The 24,979-nt window shown below is 64.2% G+C and carries 26 protein-coding genes; 14 read left to right on the top strand and 12 right to left on the bottom strand.

Going from position 1 to position 24,979, the window contains the following annotated elements:
- Nucleotides 1-169: 169 nt before the first annotated feature.
- The 3 genes from ACQR07_RS35160 to ACQR07_RS35150 form a co-directional block, all read right to left on the bottom strand.
- A complete protein-coding gene (locus tag ACQR07_RS35160) occupies nucleotides 170-640 on the bottom strand; it encodes a DUF992 domain-containing protein (RefSeq protein WP_434906627.1) in 471 nt (156 codons plus the stop codon).
- A gap of 177 nt (nucleotides 641-817) precedes the next feature.
- Entirely contained in the window at nucleotides 818-1,342 is a 525-nt protein-coding gene (locus ACQR07_RS35155) for a DUF992 domain-containing protein (protein ID WP_434906626.1), read from the bottom strand.
- A gap of 119 nt (nucleotides 1,343-1,461) precedes the next feature.
- Nucleotides 1,462-2,664, bottom strand: coding sequence for a pyridoxal phosphate-dependent aminotransferase (locus tag ACQR07_RS35150; RefSeq protein WP_434906625.1), 1,203 nt, complete (start codon nucleotides 2,662-2,664; stop codon nucleotides 1,462-1,464).
- 192 nt (nucleotides 2,665-2,856) lie between these two features.
- Here ACQR07_RS35150 and ACQR07_RS35145 point away from each other — a divergent pair, with 192 nt between their 5' ends.
- Complete coding sequence (locus ACQR07_RS35145; protein ID WP_434906624.1) at nucleotides 2,857-4,089, top strand: glycosyltransferase family 87 protein; 1,233 nt, start codon at nucleotides 2,857-2,859, stop codon at nucleotides 4,087-4,089.
- Between the two features lie 194 nt (nucleotides 4,090-4,283).
- A complete protein-coding gene (locus ACQR07_RS35140) occupies nucleotides 4,284-4,934 on the top strand; it encodes a glutathione S-transferase family protein (protein WP_434906623.1) in 651 nt (216 codons plus the stop codon).
- A 302-nt stretch (nucleotides 4,935-5,236) separates the two neighbouring features.
- Here ACQR07_RS35140 and ACQR07_RS35135 read toward each other — a convergent pair whose 3' ends face one another.
- Nucleotides 5,237-5,362: a hypothetical protein gene (locus ACQR07_RS35135; protein ID WP_434906622.1), complete on the bottom strand. Its 126-nt coding sequence runs from the start codon at nucleotides 5,360-5,362 to the stop codon at nucleotides 5,237-5,239.
- Nucleotides 5,363-5,445: 83 nt separating this feature from the next.
- On the opposite strand from ACQR07_RS35135, the gene ACQR07_RS35130 reads away from it, so the two are divergent.
- Both ACQR07_RS35130 and ACQR07_RS35125 read left to right on the top strand, forming a co-directional pair.
- A complete protein-coding gene (locus ACQR07_RS35130; RefSeq protein WP_434906621.1) occupies nucleotides 5,446-5,640 on the top strand; it encodes a hypothetical protein in 195 nt (64 codons plus the stop codon).
- A 60-nt stretch (nucleotides 5,641-5,700) separates the two neighbouring features.
- The gene (locus ACQR07_RS35125; RefSeq protein ID WP_434906620.1) at nucleotides 5,701-6,162 is read left to right on the top strand and encodes a GNAT family N-acetyltransferase; all 462 of its coding nucleotides are present in this window, start codon (nucleotides 5,701-5,703) and stop codon (nucleotides 6,160-6,162) included.
- A 269-nt stretch (nucleotides 6,163-6,431) separates the two neighbouring features.
- Here ACQR07_RS35125 and ACQR07_RS35120 read toward each other — a convergent pair whose 3' ends face one another.
- The 4 genes from ACQR07_RS35120 to ACQR07_RS35105 all read right to left on the bottom strand — a co-directional run bounded on the left by ACQR07_RS35120 (nucleotide 6,432) and on the right by ACQR07_RS35105 (nucleotide 10,485).
- Nucleotides 6,432-6,782, bottom strand: a complete 351-nt coding sequence (locus tag ACQR07_RS35120; RefSeq protein ID WP_434906619.1) for an endonuclease domain-containing protein — start codon at nucleotides 6,780-6,782, stop codon at nucleotides 6,432-6,434.
- 471 nt (nucleotides 6,783-7,253) lie between these two features.
- Nucleotides 7,254-7,574: an antibiotic biosynthesis monooxygenase family protein gene (locus ACQR07_RS35115; protein WP_009026294.1), complete on the bottom strand. Its 321-nt coding sequence runs from the start codon at nucleotides 7,572-7,574 to the stop codon at nucleotides 7,254-7,256.
- A gap of 170 nt (nucleotides 7,575-7,744) precedes the next feature.
- Complete coding sequence (locus ACQR07_RS35110; RefSeq protein ID WP_434906618.1) at nucleotides 7,745-8,956, bottom strand: DUF1501 domain-containing protein; 1,212 nt, start codon at nucleotides 8,954-8,956, stop codon at nucleotides 7,745-7,747.
- Complete coding sequence (locus ACQR07_RS35105; protein WP_434906617.1) at nucleotides 8,953-10,485, bottom strand: DUF1800 family protein; 1,533 nt, start codon at nucleotides 10,483-10,485, stop codon at nucleotides 8,953-8,955. Before ACQR07_RS35105 ends, ACQR07_RS35110 begins: the two co-directional genes overlap by 4 nt.
- A 139-nt stretch (nucleotides 10,486-10,624) precedes the next feature.
- Between ACQR07_RS35105 and ACQR07_RS35100 the strand changes: the two genes are divergently transcribed.
- Both ACQR07_RS35100 and ACQR07_RS35095 read left to right on the top strand, forming a co-directional pair.
- Nucleotides 10,625-10,846 carry a cysteine-rich CWC family protein gene (locus tag ACQR07_RS35100; protein ID WP_434906616.1) on the top strand — a complete coding sequence of 74 codons (222 nt, stop codon included), beginning with the start codon at nucleotides 10,625-10,627 and terminating at the stop codon, nucleotides 10,844-10,846.
- On the top strand, nucleotides 10,843-11,526 hold the full coding sequence (locus ACQR07_RS35095; protein WP_434906615.1) for an HAD family hydrolase: 684 nt from the start codon (nucleotides 10,843-10,845) through the stop codon (nucleotides 11,524-11,526). The genes ACQR07_RS35100 and ACQR07_RS35095 overlap by 4 nt, the downstream gene beginning before the upstream one ends.
- 7 nt (nucleotides 11,527-11,533) lie before the next feature.
- On the opposite strand, the gene ACQR07_RS35090 is transcribed toward ACQR07_RS35095, so the two are convergent.
- On the bottom strand, nucleotides 11,534-12,145 hold the full coding sequence (locus ACQR07_RS35090; RefSeq protein ID WP_434906614.1) for a TetR/AcrR family transcriptional regulator: 612 nt from the start codon (nucleotides 12,143-12,145) through the stop codon (nucleotides 11,534-11,536).
- Between the two features lie 100 nt (nucleotides 12,146-12,245).
- Here ACQR07_RS35090 and ACQR07_RS35085 point away from each other — a divergent pair, with 100 nt between their 5' ends.
- Entirely contained in the window at nucleotides 12,246-13,088 is an 843-nt protein-coding gene (locus ACQR07_RS35085) for a crotonase/enoyl-CoA hydratase family protein (RefSeq protein WP_434906613.1), read from the top strand.
- On the opposite strand, the gene ACQR07_RS35080 is transcribed toward ACQR07_RS35085, so the two are convergent.
- Together ACQR07_RS35080 and ACQR07_RS35075 are read right to left on the bottom strand one after the other, a co-directional pair.
- Nucleotides 13,016-13,711 carry a glutathione S-transferase family protein gene (locus ACQR07_RS35080; RefSeq protein WP_434906612.1) on the bottom strand — a complete coding sequence of 232 codons (696 nt, stop codon included), beginning with the start codon at nucleotides 13,709-13,711 and terminating at the stop codon, nucleotides 13,016-13,018. The two genes, ACQR07_RS35085 and ACQR07_RS35080, sit on opposite strands and share 73 nt — an antisense overlap.
- Nucleotides 13,712-13,743: 32 nt before the next feature.
- Nucleotides 13,744-13,977, bottom strand: a complete 234-nt coding sequence (locus tag ACQR07_RS35075) for a hypothetical protein (protein ID WP_434906611.1) — start codon at nucleotides 13,975-13,977, stop codon at nucleotides 13,744-13,746.
- Nucleotides 13,978-14,180: 203 nt separating this feature from the next.
- Here ACQR07_RS35075 and ACQR07_RS35070 point away from each other — a divergent pair, with 203 nt between their 5' ends.
- The 6 genes from ACQR07_RS35070 to ACQR07_RS35045 all read left to right on the top strand — a co-directional run bounded on the left by ACQR07_RS35070 (nucleotide 14,181) and on the right by ACQR07_RS35045 (nucleotide 22,143).
- Complete coding sequence (locus ACQR07_RS35070; protein WP_434906610.1) at nucleotides 14,181-15,104, top strand: LysR substrate-binding domain-containing protein; 924 nt, start codon at nucleotides 14,181-14,183, stop codon at nucleotides 15,102-15,104.
- Between the two features lie 66 nt (nucleotides 15,105-15,170).
- Complete coding sequence (locus tag ACQR07_RS35065; protein WP_434906609.1) at nucleotides 15,171-15,383, top strand: hypothetical protein; 213 nt, start codon at nucleotides 15,171-15,173, stop codon at nucleotides 15,381-15,383.
- Nucleotides 15,384-15,885: 502 nt separating this feature from the next.
- Nucleotides 15,886-19,035: an excinuclease ABC subunit UvrB gene (uvrB, locus tag ACQR07_RS35060; RefSeq protein WP_434906608.1), complete on the top strand. Its 3,150-nt coding sequence runs from the start codon at nucleotides 15,886-15,888 to the stop codon at nucleotides 19,033-19,035.
- A gap of 28 nt (nucleotides 19,036-19,063) precedes the next feature.
- Complete coding sequence (locus tag ACQR07_RS35055) at nucleotides 19,064-19,372, top strand: transcriptional regulator (RefSeq protein ID WP_434906607.1); 309 nt, start codon at nucleotides 19,064-19,066, stop codon at nucleotides 19,370-19,372.
- A 441-nt stretch (nucleotides 19,373-19,813) separates the two neighbouring features.
- Nucleotides 19,814-21,367 carry an anti-phage dCTP deaminase gene (locus ACQR07_RS35050; protein ID WP_434906606.1) on the top strand — a complete coding sequence of 518 codons (1,554 nt, stop codon included), beginning with the start codon at nucleotides 19,814-19,816 and terminating at the stop codon, nucleotides 21,365-21,367.
- Nucleotides 21,368-21,375: 8 nt separating this feature from the next.
- The gene (locus ACQR07_RS35045) at nucleotides 21,376-22,143 is read left to right on the top strand and encodes a DpnI domain-containing protein (protein ID WP_434906605.1); all 768 of its coding nucleotides are present in this window, start codon (nucleotides 21,376-21,378) and stop codon (nucleotides 22,141-22,143) included.
- A 486-nt stretch (nucleotides 22,144-22,629) separates the two neighbouring features.
- On the opposite strand, the gene ACQR07_RS35040 is transcribed toward ACQR07_RS35045, so the two are convergent.
- Complete coding sequence (locus tag ACQR07_RS35040; protein WP_434906604.1) at nucleotides 22,630-23,802, bottom strand: GGDEF domain-containing protein; 1,173 nt, start codon at nucleotides 23,800-23,802, stop codon at nucleotides 22,630-22,632.
- Between the two features lie 592 nt (nucleotides 23,803-24,394).
- Between ACQR07_RS35040 and ACQR07_RS35035 the strand changes: the two genes are divergently transcribed.
- Nucleotides 24,395-24,751, top strand: coding sequence for a hypothetical protein (locus ACQR07_RS35035; protein WP_434906603.1), 357 nt, complete (start codon nucleotides 24,395-24,397; stop codon nucleotides 24,749-24,751).
- Nucleotides 24,752-24,979: the final 228 nt, after the last annotated feature.

Here is a 24,979-nt window from a genome sequence, read left to right as displayed (position 1 = left end):
TCCTGTTTCTGGAGCTCGGCCCGTGATTGGGTCGGCAAAGCCGAATGCTCTGCCTCGCCGGCTGCTTTGGCAAGCAGGTGGCTCGCGAAAAACAATGCTGCAGCGCAAAGAGTCCGTCACTCTTCCCGCACAATTGCGGGAAGAGCGAGTGTTCACGGCAAAGGGAAGATCAGCGCCCCGGACGCAATTCGAGGCTCTCGAGTCCGGCCGAGACGGCGAGGCCGACCTGCCCCTGCACGCTCAGCGGCTGCAACGCGATCGAGTTGGCCGAGCCGCCGACCAGGACATTGCCGCCGAGGCCGACGCCGACCGACGCCGAGCCCTGCGCGCCGGCATAGTCGCCGGAGAGATCGCCCGTCCCGAGCCGCGCGACCGGCGCATAGACCACCCAGGCCAGCAGCGATTCCTGGGTGATGCCGATATCGAGCCCAACCTTGCGAATGGTCGCGACGTAGCGGTCCTCGGGAATGCCATCGGCGCGCAGCACGCAGCCGAGATGCGTGACCGAGCCGACGATGAAGCCGACACTGGCGCCGCCGCGGCATTCGAGGACACCGACCCGCACGCGATTCTGCGCCTCGGCAGCGCCGGCGATGCAGAGGACCGCAGCAGTGAGCCCGGCGAGGATGATCGAGCGCATGACTAAACTCCGGCTGAAATGAAGGTGTGATGCATCCCCGTCGATCGAACTGACGATCACGGGCGATCACATCTATGCCACAAGGCTTACAGCCGCACCAGAAGCGACACGCCGTTCATCAGGCTGAACGAACCACCTCTGATCCAGCGTCGCCGCTGCGAGGCGTTGGCGTGGTGCTCAGCGATAGTAGCGGGAGAAGTAGGACGAGGGCTGGCTCGGGCTTGGATGGATCGGCAGCATCGGCACCAGCTCGACTTCGGTGATGCCAGCGGCGATGTTCATGCCGGTCTGCCCCTGCAGGCTGATCGGCTGCAGCTGGGTGGCACGATCGCTGTCGCGCACCAGGAAGCTGCCGCCGAAGCCGATCAGCGCGGCGGCGCTGGCGGACAATCCGCCGTAGCGTCCGCGCAGCTCGCTGCGGCCGAAATCATTCACGGGCGCGTAGACCGCCCACGCCATCCTGGTCTGATCCGTCAGTCCGAGATCGAGCCCGTAGCGGCGAACACGGGCGACATAACGCTCGGGCGCGCGACCCTGGCTGCGGAAGACGCAACGCAGACGGGCCTGCGACATCACGAGCCTGCCGGTCGTCCGGTGCCCCTCGCACTCCAGAACCCCCGCTCGCATCGGCCGGCCCTGGTGGGCCTGCGCGAGCGGCACGATCATCACCATCGCCACGATCGACAGCACAAGCAGCCGCATCGAACTCCAACCTTACGCAACGCAACTTCGTCCGGACAAAAGGAAAGCGCCATGTTCAAAACATGGCGCTTTCCCGAGTGGAAATTGACCGACCGAAATTCGGGCGGGTTGTTGCCCAATTACCTCAGATTACCGCAGAAGCGCTGGATGCGCTTGCAGGCATCCTCGAGATCCGAGGTCTTGGTCGCATAGGAGATGCGGAACGCCGGGCCGAGGCCGAACGCCGAACCGTGCACGACGGCAACGCCCTCGGTCTCCAGCAGCTCGGTGACGAAGGCCTCGTCATTGTCGATCACCTTGCCCGACGGCGCGGTCTTCCCGATCGTGCCGGCGCAGGACGGATAGACGTAGAACGCACCCTCCGGCCGCGGGCATTCGATGCCATTGGCCTGGTTCAGCATCGAGACCACGAGGTCACGGCGCTCCTTGAACACCTTGTTGTTCGCCGGGATGAAGTTCTGCGGACCGTTGAGAGCTTCCACCGCTGCCCACTGCGCGATCGAGCACGGGTTCGAGGTCGACTGCGACTGGATCGTCGCCATCGCCTTGATCAGCTGCGCCGGACCACCGGCATAGCCGATGCGCCAGCCGGTCATGCAATAGGCCTTGGAGACGCCGTTCACGGTCAGCGTCCGATCGTACAGTGACGGCTCGACCTGCGCGGGCGTGGTGAAGACGAAGTCGTCATAGACCAGGTGCTCGTACATGTCGTCGGTCATGATCCAGACATGCGGATGCTTGACCAGCACCTCGGTGAGCGCCTTGAGCTCCGCCTTGGTGTAGGCCGCGCCGGTCGGGTTCGACGGCGAGCACAGGATCAGCCATTTGGTCTTCGGCGTGATCGCCTTCTCGAGCGCAGCCGGCTGCAGCTTGAAGCCATCAGCGGCAGTGCAGACCACCGGCACCGGCTCGCCGCCGGCAAGCGCCACCATCTCGGGATAGCTGACCCAGTACGGCGCCGGGATGATCACCTGGTCGCCGGGATTGATGGTCGCCATCAGCGCGTTGTACAGCACCTGCTTGCCGCCGACGCCGACGATCACCTGGTTCGGCTTGTAGGTCAGGCCGTTCTCGCGCTGGAACTTGCCGATGATGGCTTCCTTCAGCTCGGGGATGCCGTCGACCGCGGTATACTTGGTCTTGCCGTCCTGGATCGCCTTGATCGCGGCCTGCTTGATGTTGTCGGGCGTGTCGAAATCCGGCTCGCCAGCGCCGAGACCGATGACGTTGCGGCCCGCCGCTTTGAGGACGCGCGCTTTATCCGTGACCGCGATGGTCGCGGACGGCTTCACACGGTCGAGCGCAGCGGCGAGAAAGGACATCATCAGCTCCTATGCAGGCGTCGTGGATCACCCGGTTTCGGGCCACGACGGTTCATGTCAGGGAAACGCCCATTTGTAAGGCCCCGCGCGCTGCATCGCAAGAAGCTTGGGCACATGGCTCCCAAGACTTTAGGGAACGTTAAAGCCACCCCGCTAGCGTGGGCCCACGATTGTCCCGATTTTCAGGCCGAAATGACCACTCTCGCGTGCGCCCTGCGATCCGGCGACTGGCTCACGGTCGCACGGATCAAGTCCTACAGCTGGATCCTGCTCGCCGTCACGGTCGCCGCGATCGCCGGCTGGATCGCGCTGTCCGATGGCCTGATCGACCGCAACGGCAAGCCGCTCGGCACCGATTTCTCAAACGTGTATGCGGCAGGCGTATTGACCCTTCAGGGCCAGGCGGCCGACGCCTACGACCCGCCGCTGCAGCACGCGATGGAGAAGGCCGTGTTCGACGGCCGCGACGTGCCATTTTTCGGCTGGCACTATCCCCCATTCTTCTTCGCCATCGCCGCGATCACCGCCCTGCTGCCCTATGCGGGCGGGCTGGCGCTGTGGGTGGTGTCGAGCCTGATCGCCTATCTCGCCGTGATGCGCGCAATCCTGCCGCGTCCCCAGACGCTGCTCGTCGCCGCAGCGTTTCCAGCCGTGTTCGTCAACATCGGCCACGGCCAGAACGCGTTCTTCACCGCGGCGCTGCTCGGCGGCGCATTGCTGCTGATCGATCGCAGACCGTGGCTGGCCGGCATCCTGATCGGGCTCCTTGCCTACAAGCCGCAATTCGGTGTGCTCATCCCGGTGGCGCTGGTCGCGGGCACACGATGGCCGACGATCGCAGCCGCGGCCGCCACGGTCGCGGCCCTGGTCGCGATCAGCTTCGCCGTGCTCGGCAGCGATGTCTGGCATGCCTTCTTCCAGTCGATGAGCTTCACACAGAACGTCGTTCTCGAACAAGGCGGCACCGGCTGGGAAAAGATCCAGTCGGCGTTTTCAGCCGCGCGTCACTGGGGAGCTGATATCCGCACCGCCTACACCGTGCAGGGCTTGCTCGCGCTATCGCTCGCCGCCGGCCTCGCCTGGCTGTGGCAGAGCGACGCTGCAATCGATCTCAAGGCGTCGGCGCTGGCGAGCGCGAGCCTGCTGGCGACGCCCTACGTGCTCGACTACGACCTCATGGTCATCTCGGTCGCGATCGTGTTCTTCGTCCGGCATGGCCTGGCCCATGGCTTCCGCGACTATGAGATCAGCCTGCTGGCAGCGGCGTGGATCGTGCCGCTGCTGTCGCGCAGCATCGCGGGGCTCACCACGATTCCACTCGGATTGATCGTGCTGATCGGGCTGTTTGCGCTGACGCTACGCCGCGCGTCCACCGATCGGACCACCGAGATCAGCGGAGAACACGTGCGTATCGCACAAGCGTGATCTCGATTGCTCGAAGTTGATGGAAAGTTGTTGCGCGCGCGTGCACTGCAGTAGTGCTTTTCGACTTTTTCCATCCATCGGCTCTTGCAGCCCGCGTCCATCGGCATCATTGTCTGGCCGCATTGCGGGACGATCTGGCGTCCCGTCGCGTGATTCTGCGCCGCGAATGATTCCTCGAACTCGACATTGGCCGGATGTACAAGCTCTATTCGATGCAGCGATCAGGCAACAGCTACAAGGTCCGCCTTGCGCTGGCGCTCCTGAACGCGCCTTATCAAGCGATCGAGATCGACATCCTGCGCGGTGAGAGCCGCACGCCGGACTTCCTCGCCAAGAATCCGAGCGGCCAGGTGCCGCTGCTGGAGGTCGGTGAGGATCGCTTCATCGCCGAATCCAACGCGATCCTGTGGTATGTCGCCGGCGGCACGCCGCTGGTGCCGGAGTCGCGCATCGAGCGCGCCGAAGCGCTGCAATGGATGTTCTTCGAACAGCATGCGCTGGAGCCCAACATCGGCGCCGCCTATTTCTGGCTGCTGCTGGTGAAAGGCGGACGCGACCTGCAGACCCATGCGCTGGAAGACTGGATGGAGCGCGGCTACGCGGCGCTGCAGGTGATGGAAAATCATCTCAAGAGCAACGACTACTTCGCCGCGCGGCAGCTCACGGTCGCCGACATTGCGCTCTACGGCTACACGCATGTCGCTGACCGCTGCGACTTCGACCTCTCGACCTTCCCCAGGATCCGCAGCTGGCTGCGCCGGGTCGAACAGACACCGGGATTCGTCGCGATGGACTGGCACCCGGCCCTGATCGATTCGGCCGGAATCGCTGCAGATTACGGTTAGGACGCGGCCCGTAAGACTACCGGCCGCCCGTAGAAGCGCGGAGAAAATACACGTCCAGGCGGGAACAGATACCTTCAACGCCATCCTTTCGCCGTTTTCAGCCCGCCACCGCCGCAATCCTGCCTGTCATTACTGCAGAATTTACCTCTGCTAGTGATTCGCTCGCCGATGTACAGGTAAGGGATTCGACTAATGTACGGGTGGCGTCGTGCTTCCGTTCCGAACGTCTCTTGCGTCCGAGACCGCGCCTGGTCACTCCGGCCGGGACGCCCCGACGAGCCGTCGCGTGCCAGCGAAGGCTTTCACGATACCGCGACACTCACGCTCCCGCCGCGCCTGACCAGCGTCGTTGCCGCGAGCATTGCCGCCGGCACGCTGTCGCTCGGCGTCAGCGTCAGCCTGGCCATGATTTCGATCCGCACGCTCATGTCGATCCCCGCTTAGCAGGAAGCCATTTTGACAACCCTTCGCGGTTTTCGCGACAACAGGCGATGATTGTCTCGCGCTCCAAATGGCGATGAAATCAACGGTCGTAATCGTTGCCGTGACTCTGGCACTCGCGATCCTGCTGGCAGCGTCACTGCTTGTCATCATCGAGCGGCGCGGCGAGCTTTCGCTGTCGCCGCTCACCGCGGAAGATCGGACGATCCTCGCCGAGCGGGTGAGGCCTCCGGCGCCGGATCCGGCGTCGCCGGTCACGGATTGATCGCCAGCCGTTCTCCGCGTATCGACAACCCGTTGACGGCCAACAGCGGGTGAAGCCCTCATGCATGAAGCACTCACGGTGCGTCCCATCGCGCGCGCGGATTATCAGCGCTGGCTGCCGTTGTGGGACGGCTACAATGCCTTCTACGGCCGCTCGGGTCCGACCGCTCTGCCGGCCGAGATCACCGCCGTCACCTGGGAGCGCTTCTTCGATCCCGGTGAGCCGGTGCACGCGCTCGTCGCCGAGAGCCGCGGCGAGCTGATCGGCCTTGCGCATTATCTGTATCACCGCGCGACCACCACGATCGCGCCGCTGTGCTATCTCAACGACCTGTTCACGAGCGAAGCCGCCCGCGGCAAGGGCGTCGGGCGCGCGTTGATCGAGGCGGTCTATGCAGAAGCCCGGCAGGCCGGCGCGCCGCGGGTCTACTGGCAGACCCACGAGACCAACACGACGGCGCGGGCGCTCTACGACAAGCTCGCCGAACGCTCCGGCTTCATCGTCTACCGGAAAGCGTTGTAGCGCGAGCAGCTGTCACGCAGCCGTCACGCCGCGAGCCTAGTCTCCCCTCCAGCGCCTGATCACCCCCGTCACCGATCACGCGCTTTCAGCGGTCCCCGTCAGACGCCGTCTCTGACCGGGGCCGTTTTTTTTTATGGGAAAGCGGTTGCTGAATATGTCTACGCTAGCTGCCGCCCCAATCGACGCTGCGCCCCCTCTCCCCGCTCTTCACGGGGAGAGGGTCGGGGTGAGGGGCAGCCGCACGGGCGGTGTCGCCTCCGCTCGACGAACTAATCATCGCTCGAGAGTTCTTGCTGGATAACCGTGAGCACGCCTTCGATGTTCCCCAATACATCGTTGTTCCAGAAGCGAACCACCCGATAACCTTCCTCTGCCAAACGGCGATCACGAACGACATCCTGCTTGGACTCGTTGTGCTGTCCACCGTCGACCTCGACGACCGAACTCTTATCCCGACAAACGAAATCGCAGATGTATCCAGCGACTGGAAGCTGCCGAACAAACTTATGACCATCCAGCTGACGGTTGCGAATTCTGTTCCACAGCAGCGTCTCCGCATCCGTCTGATCGACGCGGAGCCGTCGTGCCCGTCCGATGGATTTGAGATCCGGGCCCCGCATGTGCCATGCCCCTCACCCGGATTGCTACGCAATCCGACCTCTCCCCGCAGAAGGGCGGGGAGAGGTTGAACCGTCCGTGTCGAGATAGATTGCCTTAGTGACATGCCGGAGGCAACATCAACCACTCAATCACGCGTACTGATATTATCCAGTCGCGGCTCTTTTCGTTGAGCGTGTCATCCGAGCGGCTGCAGCACGGCCGGTGCGCTCCCTCTCCCCGTTCTTCACGGGGAGAGGGTTGGGGTGAGGGGCAGCGGCACGGGAGGTGCCGACATCTGCAAGGACTAATTCCATCGCTGAAGATGAAGTCGGCGGCGCCGATGCGAGTCCGATGGATCTGTGACCTGCGCTCCGCATGTGCCATGCCCCTCACCCGGATTGCTGCGCAATCCGACCTCTCCCCGCAGAAGGGCGGGGAGAGGTTAGTACCATCGGTGTCGAAACAGAATGCCCTTGTCCGAGCGTGGCGAGCTACTTCTTCCCACCCACCGTCTGCCTCACTTCAAATCCTTCGAATTGCGGGGGGCCGAGATAGAGCGGCTTGTTGTCGCCGGCGCCCTTGTGGGCCATGCGGAAGGCTTCGGATTTGGTCCAGTCCTCGAAGGCGGTCTTCGAGGCCCAGATGGTGTGCGAGGCGTAGAGCGTGTGGTCTTCGGCCTCCGGTCCCTTCAAGAGGTGAAACTCGACGAAGCCGGGCACCTTGTCGAGATGGCTGTCGCGCGACAGCCAGACCTGCTCGAAGGCGGCTTCCGAGCCCTTGGCGACGCGAAAACGATTCATGGCGATGAACATGGTGGTCTCCTGGATGATGTGCCGCGGGTCCAGGAATAGCAGACTTCACGCCGCAATGCGCCTCAGGACAGCGCGGCCGGTGCGGCGCTGTCATGCGCGATCGATGTCTTGCATGATCGACGTCTGACACGATCGAAGGCGGCCATGAGCGATGCGCCGCAGGCGGGGACTTACGCCACCAGCCCCTTGATCGGCTTCACGGTCGCGCTCTCGGGAAACACGCTGTCGCCGAGCGCACGCTCGCTGACGCCGAGATGATCGGTGAGCACGCCCTTGAACACCGCGCGCAGATCCGTGGTCGGCGCGAGATCGCGGCCTTGATAGAGGCTCGCCATCTTCAGGGTAGGCCAATCGGCGACGACACGGCCGCCCTTCACGGCGCCGCCGGCGAGCAGCGCGATCGTGCCGGTGCCGTGATCGGTGCCCTGCGTGCCGTTGATCCGCGCGGTGCGGCCGAACTCGGTTGCGACCACCACCACCGTGTCGCGCCAGCGCGGACCGAGCCCGCTCTCGAATTCGGCGAGCGCGCCGTCCAGGCCCGACAGCAGTTGTGCGAGCCGCCCGATTGCGCCGCCTTCATTGGCATGCGTATCCCAGCCGTCGAACGCCAGCGCCGCGATGCGCGGACCATCATCGGCCGCCATCAGCTTCGCGGCCCCGCGCGCGACCTGGCGCATCGCCGCGATCTGGTTGCCGCCGGGCTTCGGCTTCATGTCGTCGCCGAACGCGACCTTCTCCAGCTTCAGCCCTTGCGACAAGGCTGACGCGAGCGCGGGATCACGATGCGCATAGAGATCGACCAGCCGCATCGCGGTGTCGTCGTCGGCCTGCGGCAGGGTCACGGGCGCCCAGCCGACGGTGGGCGCTGAGCCGCGCAGCACCAGCGGCGCGGTCGGTCCAACGGCGAGCGCACTGGAGACGCGCGGGCCGCGCGGCAGGGCTTCCAGCGCGCGATTGAGCCAGCCGGACTGCACGCGACCCGGTCCGGCGAAGCCGCTTTCGAGCACGTCCTGGCCGTCGAAATGCGAGCGCTCGCGATACGGCGTCGCGACAGCATGGATCACCGCCGCCTGCTTGTCGCGATACATGCGCGCGAATTCCGGCATCGACGGATGCAGCGCAAAGAACGAGTCGAGCGGCAACGCCGGATGCGCGCCGTCGGATGCCAGCGCGATCGCGCCATGCAGTCCGGCATAATCGGGATCGCCGATCGGCGCGACGGTGGCGAGCCCGTCGAGCGCACCGCGCAGGATCACGACGATCAGCCGCGGATCGCGCTGGTCGGCGGCGCGGGCGAATTTCGGCACATGGGCCCAGGCGGCGAAGGACGCGCCTGCCAGCAGCAGCTGACGCCGCGAGGTCATGATCCGCTGCATCATCATCTCCTCTGGAATTCCGGCGACATCAGCAGCAGCGCCAGCGCCTGCTGGCGCGACTCTGCACGTTCGATGGTCCGTCGCGTCTCGGTCGAGGCCGCGTCGCCCGCGACGAGATCGAGCAGCTCGCGCGGATCGAGGTTGTTGCCGAGGCGCGAGGCGAGCTGCGCGGAGATGTCGAGCCGCAGCTTCATGCCTTCCGCCGCGGCCCACATCGCATTGCTGTCGGCAAATCCGTTCGGCCCCGCCGGCGCCCATAGCGGCTGACCGAGCGTGTTGAGCGAATTGAGATAGAAGCCGGGGTCCTCGGGTACGCGCGCCAACAGACGGCCGCCGGCAATCAGGAACTCATAGGGCGAGCGGATCTTTGTCTGCGGCGCGGACCAGGCTTCATCGGCATCGACCAGCGCCAGCGTAACCGCCTTGAGATCGCCGTCGGTCTTCTTGAAGACGGCCTCGAGCCTGGCCACGAGCCCAGGGGGCGGATCGTCGGCGACGAAATGGCGGACCAGCTTGGTGGCGATGAATTTCGCCGTCGAAGGGTGGCGCGCGATGTCGGCGAGCGCGGCCTCGCCCTGTGCGAGGCCGTCGTCCTGATAGATCTTGCCGAGCAGCGTCTGCGGTCCCGGCTGATGCGCATTGGCGTTGAACACGAAGCTGCCGGGGGCGCCGTTGCGGGCATTGCGGCCGGCAAAGCTCCAGCCGGTGATGATGCGCGCCAGCGACGTCACGTCGTCCTGCGTATAGCCGCCGCCGACGCCGAGCGTATGCAGCTCCATGATCTCGCGCGCGAGGTTCTCGTTGAGGCCGCGCTTGCGGTTCTGGCCGGCACGCGAGTCCGGACCGAGCGATTCCTGGTTGTCGAGAAAGAACAGCATCGCCGGATGCTGCTCGACCGCCTTGAGCATGTCGGCGAAGCGGCCGAGCAGATGCGGCCGGATCGCCTCGCGCTCGAACGCGCCGGCCCACATCCGCGCCAGCTCGCCCTTGCCCGCGGAGACGCAGAAATGGTTCGACCAGAACGCCACCAGCCGTTCGGTGACGCCGCAATCGGCGAGCACGGTACGCTGGAAGCGCGCCAGCGCTTCGGCGCGGAACGTCTTCTGCACCACGTTGAGCGGCTGCTGCGGAGGCTTGGCCGGCATTGGCATTGGCTGCATCGCAGGCGCCGCCTCACCTGGCGCCGATGTCATGCTGGGGGTCGGGGTTGCCGACGGTGCTGATGTCGGCGCGTCGGCGGTCGTCATCGACAGGCCACGCGTCTGGCCGGGTTGCTCCAGCGGCGGCTCCGACTTTGCCGCCGCTTCGCGCGCCCGCTTCACCTCGTCTTGATAGGCAAACACCGCCTCCGCAAGTGCCGGGGTGCCTTGCAGGCCCGGCACCTCGAGCAGCGCGCCGGTGGGACGGCTGAGCTCGGCCTTGACGAAGCCGCGCGGATCCGACGCCGCATTGACGAGATCGCCGGACGCGCCGCCGCGCGCGCCGAAGCCGAAGCGGTTCAGCGCCACCAGGGCTGCCTGCGGATCACGCGCCATGCCACGTCCTCGTCGTCTGCACCAGCATGAGTGCGTTACCATCATCGAAGGGTTCGACGGCGACGCGCTGGCATCCGGTATTGCTGCGCATTATAGTTGGCCCAGCAGATGAACCGGACATGAAAAGGACGGGCCGGACGTGGTTCCGAAGGTGACAAATCGTTTAGCAAACGTTACCGCGCGACAGCTCGTTTGCGAATCTTGTGGTACCTCGTTCAGCTGTGATCCCGGCGGTTCCTGCTGGTGCTTCACGGAACAGGCGCGGCTGCCGCTGCCAAAGGCGGGTCAGAGTGGCTTCAAGGATTGCCTGTGCGTGAACTGCCTTAAACGGCTGGCCGCCGAGGCGGAGCCGGCACGATGACGCGCTGGCATGTCGAGGCCGTCCTGATCGACATGGACGGCACGCTGCTCGACACCGAAAAGGTCTATCTGGAAGCCTCGATCGCAGCGCTGAACGCGCTCGGCTACACCGACGGCGTCACCGAGCTGTGCCATGCCATGATCGGCATTCCCGGGCCTGACAACGAGAAGACGCTGCGCGATCGTTTCGGCGACGATTTTCCGATGTTCGAAGTCAATCGCTTGTTCGCCGCCAAGACGGTCGAGATCCTGCAGGCCGGCATGCCGCTGAAGCGCGGCGTCATCGCGCTGCTCGATGCGATCGAGGCGGCCGGGCTGCCGAAGGCCGTCGTCACCGCGTCGTCGCGCAGCACGGCGGCGGAGCATCTTCGCCTCGCGCGCATCGATCACCGCTTCGACGCTATCCTGACACGCGACGATGTCAGCCGCGCCAAGCCGCATCCCGATCTCTATCTGCTCGCCGCGGAACGGCTGGGGACCCGCGCGCCGGCCTGTGTCGCGATCGAGGATTCCAATCCCGGCGTCGCCGCGGCCCATGCGGCCGGCGCGATCACGCTGATGGTGCCGGACATCGTGCCGCCGACGGCCCAGTCGCGCGACAAATGCGTGGCCGTGCTGCCGCATCTCGATGCCGTGCGCGAGATGCTCGGACTGCGCCTGCAACCGGTGCCTTCGCCGTGACGGACGCCTAGCCGGACCGCCGCGCGGGAGCGGTCCGCGCGCGGCGCGGCTGGGCCGCTGCGACCAGCGCGCGCGCCGCCTCGCCCGCCGTTTCCATGTAGCTCGCATCCCGGTGTAGCAGCACGACGGCGAAGGCGCCGTCGAGCAGCAGCAGCATCTGCCGCGCCAGCTCGCCTGAGCCTGCGATCCCCTCCGCCTCGAAGGTCGCCTGCAGCCAGGCCTCGAACTTCTTCTTGTGCGCGGCGCCGATCTTGATCGCGGGGTGGCCGGGCAGATTGGCGAGCTCGGCGGTGGTGCGCAGGAAGCCGCAGCCGCGCCATTTCGGATGGCGGGCCGACTCCGCGAGGTGGCGGAAGATCGCGGCGACCTTGTCGGGCAGCGCTCCCGCGGCCTCCTCGAACCAGCGCTTGAACAGCGCGAGGTTCGGCTGGTCGCGCGCCGCGAGATAGGCCGCGACCAGATCGTCCTTGCTGCGGAAGTGATAGTACAGCGTCTTCTTGGTGATCCCGGCCTTGTCGGCGACGGCATCGACGCTGACGGCGCGAATGCCGTCGGCATAGAACAACCGGTTGGCCGCGGCGAGAATGCGGGCGCGGGTCGGATCGGAGGAACGGGCCATGGTTTCGCTCGCGGCAAGGTATACTGACTAGTGAATATACCTTGCCGCGCGCGGCGCCTAGTCTCGACCTGATTCAACCGCCAGCCCGCGAGGCGCCGTCATGACCGCTCCCGTTCTGCTCGACATCTCCGACCGCATCGCTTTGCTCACGCTCAACCGGCCGGAACGGCTGAATGCGCTGAGCTATGGCCTGATCGATGCGCTGATGGCCGCGCTCGACCGCATCGAGACCGATCCCGACGTCAGGGCCGTGATCCTGACCGGCGCCGGCGACCGCGCCTTCTCGGCCGGCGCCGACATCAGCGAATTTTCCGACAGCGTCCGTCACGGCCGCGCCACTGCGCTGCGCGACTTCGTGCGCCGCGGCCAGGCGATGACGGCGCGGCTGGAGGCGTTCAGGAAGCCGGTGATCGCCGCGATCAACGGGCTCGCTTTCGGCGGCGGCTGCGAGATCACCGAGGCCGTGCATCTGGCCTTAGCCAGCGACCGCGCCAGCTTCGCCAAGCCGGAGATCCGGCTCGGCATGCCGCCGACCTTCGGCGGCACGCAGCGGCTGCCGCGGCTGGTCGGGCGCAAGCGCGGGCTCGAGCTGCTGCTGACGGGCGATCCGTTTCCGGCTCATCGCGCGCTGGACATCGGCCTCGTCAACGCCGTCGTGCCGCACGACGAGCTGCTGCCGGCCGCGCAAGCAATCGCCGGCCGCATCATCCGTCACGGCGCCGATGCCGTGGCGAGCGTCATCACCGCCGCGACGCGCGGGCTGAACATGGCGATCAGCGAGGGCCTGCAGCTCGAGGCCGAGCAGTTCGCGAGTCTCGTCGGCAGCCGCGACCTGGAGGACGGGCTGAGGGCCTGGCGCGACCGTCGTGATCAGACTGGATGGCCCGGCGACTTGCGCGCCAAGCCGTCGAACGCGTCGAGCAGCCGCTCGCGCCAGGCGTAGACGCTGTCGCTCTCTTCCAGCAGCCTGAACGGGCTGACCACGCGCGCCCATTGGAAGCCGCCGAACACGATGTAGTCGGCATAGTCGGGCGCGTCGCCGCCGATGAAGGGTTGCGTCTTCAAGGTCTGGCGCAGCGGCTCCAGCGACTTGCGGAAGCCAAGAACCGCCTGGTCGCGCGAGGCCATGATCTCCTCGAGGCTCTTGCCGAACCGCGCCTCGCGCGAGGCGCGGAAATAGGCGGCGTCCTCAGCGGCGAGGTTGGTCGGGATGTCGGCGATGATCAGCGGAAAGATGCCGCCGACGATTGCGATGTCGCCCCAGGCATTCATGAAGCGGGCCATCGCGCGGCCGCCGGCGCCGCCGAACAGCGACGGCCGGTCCGGATAGCTGTCTTCGAGATAGTTCGCGATGGTCCAGGAATCGGCCACGGCCCGATCGCCGTCGAGCATCACCGGCACCTTTTCCGATCCGTGCGCCGCGATCGCGCTCTTCTCGGTGAAGCGCCAGGGCACGGACTCGACGCTCAGGCCCTTGTGCGCCAGCGCCATGCGCGTGCGCCAGCAGAATGGGCTGAACGGGCGCCCTGCATCGGTCCCGACGAGTTCGAACAGCTTCAGTGCCATGCCCGGTCGATCCTCCAGTTGAGGGAGCCGTTCTACCTCACGGCACGGCCATTGTCGCGCAGCAGCTGCGCGCCGGCATCGGTGACGACGATGCAGAGGCCCGCCCCCGCGATCGCCTCTCGCGCGACGTAGCCGAGATCGGCGGCATCCTCCCACACCGTCAGGCGCGGACAGCTGGTCCGCCAGCTGTCGATCACCTCGGCATGGCTGCGCGGCGCGCGCGCCACCCATTCGACGAAATCCAGCACCAGGGGATCTGCGCTCATGTCAGCCTCGCTCCGCCGCCACCGGGCTCTGCATCAGCCTGCCGGCCATGCCGTACGGGAGCGCCGTTGCGACCATCAGCAATCCAAGCGCTGCAATCAGAACGGGCGTCACAGCCGGCTCGTTCGCGCAGCAGGATGACGTACTAGCCGCGCCGGCACAAACCGGGTTATCTTGCCCTCCATCAGTTTTCCTGAGGGCTGGCATGCGGCGGCTTCTGTTCCTGAACGGCATCAAGGCATTCGAGGCGGCGGCGCGCACCGGCAGCTTCGCCGCGGCAGGCACCGAGCTCAACGTCTCCGCGGCCGCGATCAGCCGGATGGTCAACCTGCTCGAGCAGCGCCTCGGCGTGGTGCTGTTCGAGCGCAAGGCCAACCGGCTGGCGCTGACGGCCGCCGGCCGCGCCTATCAGAGCGGGCTGACGCCGATCTTCGATGCGCTGTCGAGCCTGACCGCGCAGATCATGGCGCCGTCGTCGATGCGCGTGCTGACGCTCGGCGTCGGTCCGACCTTCGCGATGAAATGGCTGATCCCCCGGCTCGCCGCTTTCAGCAAGGAGGAGCCCGACATCGAGGTCCGCATCACCACCGGCGGCGCGGCCGTGCCGTTCGGCGACGATTGGAGTTGCGGCATCAGGCTCGGCGACGGCGCCTGGCCGGGCCTCGTCGCTGAGCCGCTGTTCGCCGCCGACCTCGTGCCGGTGTGCACGCCGCGGCTCGCGGCCACGCTGAAGCGCCCGAGCGACCTGAAGGGACCGAGCCTGCTGCGCGTGTCGCATGCCGCCGAGGACTGGTCGCTCTGGTTGAAGGCGGCCGGGATCACCCGCGTCACCGCGCGCGGCACCGAGTTCGAATATTATGGACATGCCCTGCAGGCGGCGATCGACGGGCTCGGCGTCGCGATGGGCATCCGCCCCTATATCGACGACGACCTCGCGGCCGGACGATTGGTTGCACCGTTTGCGCTGACGGTCCCCAAAGGCGAGCGATGGTATTTGGTCTACCGCAGCTTTCAGGCGGGCCAGCGCGATTTCGCGGCATTCCGTCGCTGGGTCATGCGCGCGGCGGCACGGTCCGCGACCGGGAACTCACAGCGACGCGATACAACAAAAAAAGATCCCGCGCTGTGAACCTGTTCACATTTCCGCAGACGTAATTGATGCTGTCATTGCGATCCGGAACATCCTGGATCTGCCATGACGCATGTTTACGACGATTTCGCCATCGAGCCCTTCGAAGCAGGTCGAGGCTTGTGGCACGCGCGGATTCGCCGCGCGGACAGGACTCCGGTGGTGATCAATGGTGTTTCGTTTCCTTCAGTTGAAGTCGGCTTTGCATGGTGTGATGCAGAGAAAGCCATCGCCGATGCCAAGAACCACATCGATCGGTTCCGCGAGCGATGGTCATAGTGCGGCTAATTTGCAGCCATTGCAGGATATCGATCAAACCCCGGGAAACGACGGATAGCGCAGTCCGGAACAATTTCGGAGAGTGAAAATATCGAGCGATGATCTCTCCGATACGAGCATTCATCCATCATTCGAACTGCCAAATGTATTCGTAATGCGGACTGCAATTCATGGCTGAGCCTGCAATCAGACACCTCACTTTTTCGGTCCGTACGCGATGCCCGGATTGCGACGCGGAACTCAGCATTCTGAGTGTCATCAACGGGCGTGCTGGCTCTGAATACTGGGCTCTGCAGTGCGTCGCGTGCGAGGGCGTTCATCTCGACATCGTCGAGCCCCCGACCCGACACTGATCATTCGCCGCGGGAACCTGTTTCCGCCCCGCGGATTGACCTGCAATCGATTGTTCAAGTCCTTGCTGCTGCCAGCATGCTGTCAGCAAGCTGCCCGGCGATGAGCAATCAGTCTTTCATGTCGGCGCGTTCGGTCCCATATTCGGGCCATGGCGAAGACCCCCGAGACCCCCAAGAAGCCCGGCCGAACACCGAAATCCAAAGCGCATCGGCCTGATGTTCAGCCGATCGCGCCGGCGCTGGCCGAGTTGCTCAATCCAGCGATCAACCGGGGCGAGAGCGGAATCGGTTCCTCAACTGGACTGCAGCCGCCGCCTGACAATTCGTGGGACCGCCGCAGCGGCGGCGAAGCGGCCGCCCATCGCGCGCGCGCGTCGACGCGCGGCAAGAGCGCTGATGTCGCGACGGGTGACGCGTCGGCACGGCCCATTCCGCTGCGGCCGAATCCACAGCCGGTCGGCGGGCGCGCGCCCGCGACGGATGAAGGCGAATCGCGCGACCTGCCCGCACAGGGCGAGGGTGCAACCGGCTTCGCCGAAGCGCCGCAAGCCAACTACGGCACGGCGGCCACCATTCCGACGCTCGATCCCGAACTGGCGCGGCAGCTCGGCCTGCCCACGGCCGAGGACGACGACGAAGCGCTGGCGCGGCCGCCGCGCAGCAAGATGGAGGCGCTCGGCGTCAAGGCGACGGCCGAGGCGCTGGAGGCGCTGATTCGCGAAGGCCGGCCCGAATTTCGCACCAACGACGGCGCGCTGAAGGTCTGGACCCCGCACCGGCCGCCGCGTCCGGAGAAGTCCGAAGGCGGCGTTCGCTTCGAGATCAAGTCGGCCTATGAGCCGAAGGGCGATCAGCCGCAGGCGATCAAGGAACTGGTCGAGGGCATCGACCGTAACGACCGCACCCAGGTGCTGCTCGGCGTCACCGGTTCGGGCAAGACCTACACCATGGCCAAGGTGATCGAGGCGACGCAGCGCCCTGCCCTGATCCTGGCGCCGAACAAGACCTTGGCGGCCCAGCTCTACGGCGAGTTCAAGAGCTTCTTCCCGGACAACGCGGTCGAGTACTTCGTCTCCTATTACGACTACTACCAGCCCGAAGCCTACGTCCCGCGCACTGACACCTATATCGAGAAGGATTCCTCGATCAACGAGCAGATCGACCGGATGCGCCATTCGGCAACGCGCGCGCTCTTGGAGCGCGACGACGTCATCATCGTCGCCTCGGTGTCCTGCATCTACGGTATCGGCTCGGTCGAGACCTACACCGCGATGACCTTCGCGCTCAAGAAGGGCGAGCGCATCGACCAGCGCCAGCTGATCGCGGACCTCGTTGCCCTGCAATACAAGCGCACGCAACACGACTTTACCCGCGGGACCTTCCGCGTCAGGGGCGACGTCATCGACATCTTCCCGGCGCACTATGAGGACCGCGCCTGGCGCGTGAACCTGTTCGGCGACACGGTCGAGAACATCGAGGAGTTCGATCCGCTCACCGGCCACAAGCAGGACGAGCTGGAGTTCATCAAGGTCTACGCCAATTCGCACTACGTGACGCCGCGCCCGACCCTGGTGCAGGCGATGAAGTCGATCAAATCAGAGCTGAAGATCCGGCTCGACCAGCTGCACGCCCAGGGCCGCCTGCTCGAAGCGCAGCGGCTGGAGCAGCGCACGACGTTCGACATCGAGATGATGGAAGCGACCGGCAGTTGCGCCGGCATCGAGAACTACTCGCGCTATTTGACCGGACGCCGCCCCGGCGAGCCGCCGCCGACCTTGTTCGAATACGTGCCCGACAACGCGCTGGTGTTCGCCGACGAGAGCCACGTCACCATCCCGCAGATCGGCGGCATGTTCCGCGGCGACTTCCGCCGCAAGGCGACCTTGGCCGAATACGGCTTCCGCCTGCCGTCCTGCATGGACAACCGCCCGCTGCGGTTCGAGGAATGGGACATGATGCGGCCGCAGACGGTCGCGGTGTCGGCGACCCCGAGCGGCTGGGAGCTCAACGAGGCTGGCGGCGTGTTCGTCGAGCAGGTCATCCGTCCGACCGGCCTCATTGATCCTCCCGTCGACATTCGCCCTGCCCGCACCCAGGTCGACGACCTCCTGGGCGAGGTCCGCGCGACCGCGCAGAAAGGCTATCGCTCGCTGATCACGGTGCTGACCAAACGCATGGCCGAGGACCTCACCGAATATCTGCACGAGCAGGGCATCCGCGTCCGCTACATGCACAGTGACATCGACACCATCGAGCGCATCGAGATCATCCGCGACCTCAGGCTCGGCGCGTTCGACGCGCTGGTCGGCATCAACCTGCTGCGCGAGGGCCTCGACATTCCCGAATGCGCGCTGGTCGCGATCCTCGACGCCGACAAGGAAGGTTTTCTGCGCAGCGAGACGTCGCTGATCCAGACCATCGGCCGCGCCGCCCGCAACGTCGACGGCAAGGTGATCCTCTATGCCGACCAGGTCACCGGCTCGATGGAGCGCGCGATGGCCGAGACCACGCGCCGCCGCGAGAAGCAGGTCGAGTACAACACCGCCCATGGCATCACGCCGGAGAGCGTGAAGAAGTCGATCGGCGACATTCTCAACTCGGTCTACGAGCGCGACCACGTGCTGATCGAAACCGGCGGCGGTACCACCACCGACGACATCATCTCGATCGGGCACAATTTCGAGGCCGTGCTGGCCGATCTCGAAACCCGCATGCGCGAGGCCGCCGCCGACCTGAACTTCGAGGAGGCCGCCCGCCTCCGCGACGAGGTCAAGCGCCTGCGCGCCACCGAGCTCGCCGTCGTCGACGACCCCACCGCCAAGCAGCGCGCCGTCCAGGACAAGGCCGGCGCCTACGCCGGCACCAAGCAATACGGCGCCGCCGCCAACCTGCCGACCACGGCGATGAAGGGCCGCGGCGGCGCGGCCGCGCGAGGCGGTTCGAAGTCGCGCGAGCGAGACCCGCTGCTGCCCTCTCTTGATGACATCACGGGTGGTGCCTCTTCCCCCTCTCCCCGTCCTTCACGGGGGCGGGACGAGCGAAGCTCGCCCTTGGAGGGTCGGGGTGAGGGGCGCCCCACGGGGACTCCCTCCAAAGTCCACAAACCCCACCTCGACGAAATGCACGGCCCGGAATCCCTGCCCTACCGCCCCAACGCCAAGCTCCCACCAAAACCCTTCGGCGGCAGCAGCAAGATCATCCAGCCAACCAACTCGCGCGAGTCCGGCCCCGAATTCGGCCCCGCCCCACGCTCGACCGGCGGCGCGCCGGGGAAGCGGGGCGGGTGGAAGAAGCGGTGAGCTGATTGCGTGGTAGGGAGCGAAAGGCGTGAACACGAAGCGGTTCGACAAACTGGTTCAGCGGCTGGCCACGACGGACACCCAATTCGCCGAAGCGCTTCTTCGCGAAGGCGTCGACGCGATGCTCAGCGGCGACATGGAAACGGGAAAGACCATTCTTCGCGACTACATCAAGGCGACCATCGGATTCGAAAAGCTCGGAGAAGCGATCGACACACCGCCCAAGAGCTTGATCCGCATGTTCGGACCGCAGAGTAATCCTCTGGCCAAAAACCTCTTCAGCGTGATCGGCTATCTGCAGAAGCGGGCTGGATTGCAGTTCCACGTCACCGGTTAGATGACCGATCGAGCATAGACCAGCCCGCCAGCGCGATCTCGGCGCAGTCTTCCTGCTCTTCCGCCCCAACCTCAAGCCTGGTAGCCGCAGACACGCTAGTCGTACGCGGCAAACCAAACAGGTCGGTCTTACGCAAGGCAAAGCCGGAACGTAGCGATCAGGAACGATTTTCGCGCGATCCAGCCTTATCCGCTTCAATAGAGGAAGTTCGATCTCGCGGTTCCCTGGAGTGCACAGAATCAACAGCTGCCTTGTAAGAAGCCTGAATTGCATTACTCCAGCTCTTGGCCGTCGCGTCGATCGAATCCAACTCGATCGAAAGCCACCGCGGATTGAGCGAGCCCATGGCTTCACCTTATAGTCATTGATCGATTCTCGATACAACGTATCATTGTCTAAACTCGGCACCAAAAAGAAAAAGCCCCAAAGGGAGAAAAGTTCATGCTTCCTGCCCTTCCGGACCCAGAGTTGTTTTTTGGATTTTGCTCACCCATTGGGGTCGAAAACAAAAAGGCATATGAAATCCTCAGTAACGCTCTACGAAAATACCAGTACAGCACGGAGTATTTCAAGGTAACGAGCCTTATGAAGTCCCTGCGACCATCTGGGTTTTCTGTAACTGAAAGCCCCCTCGAAGATCGTTACGACACCTACATCAAATACGCGAACAAGATTCGCGACACCCTAGAAATGCCACACGCGCTCGCAGCGCTCTGCTGCACCGCAGTTCGGAGCCTTCGCAGACAAGAAACAGGAGAGGCCGACACCTACCTACCAAAGCGTGCATACGTGTTTGATCAATTCAAGCGCAAGGAGGAGATCGATCTCCTCAGGCAGGTCTACGGCAGACTTTTCATCGTAGTCTCCCTTTATTCCGAAAAGAAGAATAGACTCGACTTACTAGCCAGCCGAATTGCGCAAGATCATTCAGACGCTCGGTTAGCCGATACTCACTCGTCTATTGCAGGAGCCTTGATCAAGCGAGACCAGTCGGAAGAAAATGAACCCAATGGGCAGCGTCTTGAGCAAGCATTTCCGAGCGCAGATCTATTCCTAAATATTGATGACCTTGACGGAGCCGCTAGGCTACTCACCCGTTTTCTCGACGCCTTGTTTGGCTCAAATTCCGTTAGCCCTACACATGACGAATATGGAATGTACCTTGCACGCAACGCAGCACTTAGATCGGTTGACTTATCTCGCCAAGTCGGGGCAGCAATCTTTTCGCAAGAAGGAGAAGTTGTCACTCTCGGATGCAACGAGGTCCCAAAGGCTCTCGGAGGCACATACTGGCCGGGCGACACTCCCGATGCTCGCGACTTTCAGAAAAACTACGATTCAAACGAGCGCATAAAAAAATCGCTGCTCGTCGACTTCACAAAGCGCCTAAAAGAGGCAGGCTTCCTCAAAGAACAAGAAAAAGAGCTCGATGTAGCAAGATTTATTCTGAAGGAGACTGCGCGCGGAGGAGCACTACGAGACGCGCAGCTAATGGATCTTCTCGAATTTGGAAGAATGATCCACGCTGAAATGTCTGCGATCTGCGATGCAGCCCGCCTAGGAAAAAGTGTAAGGCAATCCACATTATATTGCACGACCTTCCCATGCCATTTATGCGCCAAGCATATTGTCGCCGCGGGAATTAAGAGGGTCGTCTACATCGAGCCTTTTCCCAAAAGCTACGCCGAGCAACTGCACGGCGACGCGATAGTCGTGGGCAGGTCTGACGACGTTAAGAAAGTTGTATTTGAGCCATTTATCGGCATCTCGCCCTATCGATATAGGGACCTCTTTGCTCGCGATAGACGCAAGACTGATGAAGGCGAATTTAGACCCTGGATTGATAACGACCCTCGCCCGACCATACGACTAACAGTCGCGACCTATGTCGAGAATGAAGCCGCGGTCATCAAAATGCTAAACGACAAAGTAAGGACAAAGGTCGAGAAGAAAGTGATCGAGATTGTCCCGGCCGAGCAAGAGCCCCCGATCTAAGTCACGCCATGAAACTCGGCTTCGAAGAACCTCAGACCGCCTATACCAGCGGCACACAGAAGGCGCGGGCCTGGACCGAAGCCTGGGTCGGCGCGCAAGCGTACTGTCCGAACTGCGGCCAACCAAACATGACGCAGTTTCCCAACAACAGCCCGCTGGCGGATTTCTTCTGCACGGCCTGTAGCGAAGAGTTCGAGCTGAAGAGCCAGAAGAAGGCATTCGGCGCCAGGGTTGCCGACGGCGCCTATGGAACGAAATGCGAGCGGCTCGCCGCCAGCAACAATCCCAATCTCCTGTTGATGAACTACGACCATGACACCCGGTCTGTCATCAACCTGTTCGTCGTGCCGAAGCACTTCTTCGTCTATGACATCATCGAGCAGCGCAAGCCGCTCGCGGCGACAGCGCGTCGCGCGGGATGGATCGGCTCGAACATCCTCCTGGATCGCGTTCCCGAGTCGGGCAAGATACACATCGTGCAAAACCGCGTCGTCCGGGCCAAGGAGGTGGTGCTGCAGGAATGGAGCAGGATGCTCTTCCTCCGCAACGAATCATTGGATGCACGGGGCTGGCTCATCGAGGTTCTGAAATGCGTCGAGGCGATCGGCAAGCCGGAATTCACGCTGGACGAAGTCTATTCATTCGATCGTCATCTCAGCCTGCTCTATCCTGGCAATCAGAACGTCCGGCCCAAAATTCGCCAGCAGCTCCAGGTTCTGCGTGACCAGGGTTTCCTGGAGTTCGTATCGCGCGGCCGCTATCGCCTGAAGACATGAGGTCGGGCAATGGCCTGGTTTCTTAACTTCTATCACTGCGAACGCTGCGGGCGTGCCTGGACCGACGAATGGTCGTGCATGTGTGACGACGAGTGTCCAGAATGCGGTGCTCGCGACATGTCTCCGTCGCGCAGCGAGGATCTGACAGAGCTGATTGTGAGACGAGAGGATCGGTTCGTCGTCCTACGATCGCCGGATGACGCAGAAGACGAGCCGGGCTACGAAGAGCTTGGGCGTTTTCCCAGCAGGGGCAAGGCTGAAGAATTTCTCGCAGCTTACGGCCCTGATTAGTCAGGATCATCGCACACGGTGATCATAGGCCTTTCGGCGCAGGAAACTCGTCATGCCCGGGCTTGTCCCGGGCATGACGATGTGGGAGCGGTCGGGCTCCTCAGCAGCAGTCGGCCTATGCGCTTTGACTTCGCAGTCGGCAGCGAGGTTCGCTCTTCAGCATCTCTGCAATCACTCGACAAGTAACGCTCGATCTCAGCTCGACACCGCGGTCCGGTGATCGCGAACCTCGTCGTCGGCCGGCTGCAGCCCCGGCGCATCACTCAGCCCGCGGCTTCGCCTGACAAGCTCCACCAGACCCGCCGCCAGCCGCGGCTCGACGCGGTTGCGGCCGGATTGCTTGGCCCGGTACATCGCTTCGTCCGCCTCGGCCAGCAGCGCCTCGATCGAATAGGCTGACGGGCCGTTGGTCGCCCAGCCGATGCTGGCCGTCACGCTCAGCACGTGACCCGCGACCACCGGACGCGCAGCTTCGACCGTTCCGCGCAAATGTTCGGCCATGGCGAAGGCATCGGCCGCGTCGGTGTCCGGCAGCAGCACGACGATCTCCTCGCCGCCGATCCGGGCCACCACGTCGTCGGCGCGAACGGCGCTCGCGATCGCCGATGCGACCGCGACCAGGGTGTCGTCTCCGCCCTTGTGGCCATGACGGTCGTTGATGGTCTTGAAGCGGTCGACGTCGATGAACAGCAAGGACACCGGCTGCATCGCGCTCTCCGCCGCGGACAGCACTTCGCAACCACGGTCCATGAAGGCCGGACGGTTGAGCAGGCCGGTCAGGCCATCATGCGAGGCGGCATATTCCAGCTGGTTGCGGCCGAGCTCGATCCGTCGCAGGAAAGCGGCTGTGCGAACATTGTAGCACTGGTACAGGGCTCCGATGGCGACGAGACCGAAGCAGAACGTCGGCAGCGCGTTGTCCGACAGCACGACGAGGCCTGCGATGCGGGACGCCACGACGATGGTCGCGGTGACGGCGAGCGTCGCCCAGCCGGCCCGTGATCCCAGCAGCAGGAAGGTGCTGCCGGCATGGGTGAAGAACCAGACATAGCGCAGCTCGTCGCCGGGCATGGTGTACAGCGCGATCAGGAACAGCAGATAGGCGTTGCCCGCGGCGACCCAGGCGAGCGCCTTCGACCATTGCGGTCGGACGTGCAGCAGCGTCGCCGTGGCGATGCTGACCGACATGCTGACGAGATTGGCCGTGAAGATGACAGGCGACAGCCAGAACAGGCCGAACACCGCCGAAAGGTCAAACAGCGCGGTGAACGCGGCCGTGACCAGCGCGACGAGGAGAGAAAACATCCTCTTGAACTCGTCGTGCTCCGCCGATGCGACCGAGGCCTGGGGTATCATCCGTCCCTTCATGTCCAGGTCCTTTGCCCCCAACGCGGACGGGCTGCGCTTCGGCGATCTCGTCATCGACGGGTTCTCGAGGAAAGTAGCGGCGAAGCGCGCAAAGGAGCGTGCGCCGCCGCGCTACAAATAGAACGAAAGTGTAAGCTTGCTGTTTACATCAGCGGCATGGCGGGCTTCGATGGCGGTGTGAGAACACCTATTGTCACGCCATGCCCCGGGTCGCACCAGGATCTCACCAGCACGGACAACAACGGCAGTTGCAGCTGGAGATGCGCCCCACCCCACCGCCGTCATCCCGGACAAGCCATGACGCGCGCAGCGCGGCATGGCGCAGATCCGGGATCCATACGCCGCAGCGGACCTGATGAGCAAAAGGCCCATCGCCAGCGTGCCTCAAACCTCTCCCTGGGGGTATGGGTCCCGGCGTTCGCCGGGACGACAGCGGAGGGAGATGCTACCATCTTCTGATAAAAATAAATGCCTTGCGTAATTTCGGAAATCATGATTATCTCCGCGCATCCCGCCTCACCGCAGAGGGGCGCAGCGCGCGATCGTCACGACACGCGAGGTGGGGAAGCGATGGCCGCGATGGAGCCGCAGCATGCTGATCCAGCATGCCGACGAACGGCTCGGCGCGGACGTGAAGTCGCAGGGTCCTGATACCCCGACGCTGGTATCAAGCCGCATGGCGCTGATGCGCCGCGTGGTGATGGTGGCCAACAAGCCCGGCGCACCAGGGAGACTGCGTATAAGCGTGAAACCCATCGCGCAGGGAATGCCGGCGTGTTCGGCTTTGCCTGTGGTACTGCCGCCTGCATTGCTTTCTGCAGGCGGGCCATGGGTGAGGCCCTCACCCGGCATTCCCTGCGCCCTCTGCACTGTTTGCGAGGGACGAACTAAGAGCAGACCTCGGGCGCGTCGCGCCGCGGGATGCGTCCTCCTGTCGATCGCTGTTTGAGATGTAAATCGGACACGAGCAACGCTGCCGTAGGGTGGGCAAAGCAGACGCCCGCAGGGCGGCCGCGTGCCCACCATGCGGCCGAGTCTGCGGTGGCAATGGTGGGCACGGCGCGCGCCAGAGCGCGTGACAAGGTGTGCAGCATCGCAGGCGCGCCTTTGCCCACCCTACGAGGCTGTGAATCTTTTGATGCCAGCCGTGGTGCGAATATGATTCTCTGAGCGGAGC

Source organism: Bradyrhizobium sp. HKCCYLS20291 (assembly GCF_051167715.1).
Taxonomy (GTDB): Bacteria; Pseudomonadota; Alphaproteobacteria; order Rhizobiales; family Xanthobacteraceae; genus Bradyrhizobium.
The sequence above is the reverse complement of the archived record's forward strand: the minus strand, read 5'-3'. Positions and strand labels throughout refer to the sequence as shown.